We start from the raw sequence: 1,236 nt of genomic DNA on the forward strand, positions 1-1,236 counted from the left end.
CAACGTGGATTTTCTCGCCGTACCAAAGCACTCGTAACTGCTCTAGGCATTCAATTTGCTCTAGGGCACTTGGCGCCCAGTTTACGTAAGTATTAATGAAACCTGCGCGGTATGCATAGATACCGATGTGACGCATCAATGGATTCACGATAGCTTTGTCTTGCTTAGCGAAGTTATCACGATCCCAAGGAATTGTTGCTCGGCTAAAGTACATGGCATAACCACGCTCATCAGCAACGACTTTTACGGCATTTGGGTTGAAGGCTTCATCTTCAGATTCGATTTCAACCGCCAACGTAGCCATAGGTGCATCACTAGCGGCTAAGTTATCTGCAACTTGGCGGATGATAACTGGTGGTACCAAAGGCTCATCACCTTGAACGTTCACAATAATGTGGTCAGCAGGAATGGCCATTTTCTCTACCACTTCCGCTAAACGCTCTGTACCAGATTCGTGGTTTGGCGAAGTCATACAAACTTTGCCACCAAATTGCTCAACCGCCGTAGAAACTCGCTCATCGTCAGTAGCAATGATCACGTCATCAGCGCCAGCTTGCATTGCTTGTTCGTAAACCCATTGCACCATTGGTTTACCACCGATATCAGCCAGTGGTTTACCTGGTAAACGGCTCGAAGAGTAACGAGCCGGTATCACAACCGTAAAAGACATTAACGTCCCTCATCCATACTCATGGTGCGAGCTTCTGGCTCAAGCAGAACAGGAATACCCTCTTTGATAGGGTAAGCAAGGCGATCCAATTTGCAGATCAACTCTTGATTATCTTTATCGTAAGTCAGCTTACCTTTACACACTGGGCAAGCCACAATCTCAAGCAGACGGTGATCCATAAGTCGCTTTAACCTCTTTTATTCGATTTAAAATTCGCTCTGCATCTTTAGGCTCAAATTGAGCAGATACAGGCAGATACCACCAATTGTCTTGTGCGTAGTCGCTACATTTGACAGCATCTTTCTCTGTCATAATCACATTCGCCCCTTGTAGAGCCAATGCTTCAAGTTCTTTTTGGTCAAAGTCTTGATGGTCAGCAAAACCTTTCGTGACTTTAACATCCGCATTCATTGATTCTAGTGTATTAAAAAACCGAGGTGGATGCCCGATACCGGCAAATGCCACCAGCGCCTTTAACTCACTCACATCAACTTGCTGCTTGGTCTTTAGGCTGATCGCTTTTGATGGCGCTAGAGACATCGAGATCTCCCCCTGATGGGCCAAAC

3 protein-coding genes are annotated in these 1,236 nt (G+C 46.0%); all 3 read right to left on the reverse strand.

Going from position 1 to position 1,236, the window contains the following annotated elements; genetic code table 11:
* Window positions 1-670, reverse strand: a 670-nt coding sequence (gene kdsB, locus R7Z50_RS24360) for a 3-deoxy-manno-octulosonate cytidylyltransferase (protein ID WP_318149330.1), incomplete at its 3' end; no start/stop codon positions are given.
* On the reverse strand, window positions 670-849 hold the full coding sequence (locus R7Z50_RS24365; protein WP_005378451.1) for a Trm112 family protein: 180 nt from the start codon (window positions 847-849) through the stop codon (window positions 670-672). The genes kdsB and R7Z50_RS24365, both read right to left, overlap by 1 nt.
* Window positions 830-1,236 (reverse strand): tetraacyldisaccharide 4'-kinase (lpxK, locus tag R7Z50_RS24370; RefSeq protein ID WP_318149331.1); only part of this gene is annotated, 407 nt, incomplete at its 5' end. The genes R7Z50_RS24365 and lpxK, both read right to left, overlap by 20 nt.

The organism is Vibrio sp. 1249-1 (assembly GCF_033340495.1).

Coding starts and splice junctions, on each gene's coding strand:
- R7Z50_RS24365 (WP_005378451.1), bottom strand. CDS start 849: ATGGATCACCGTCTGCTTGAGATTGTGGCTTGCCCAGTGTGTAAAGGT.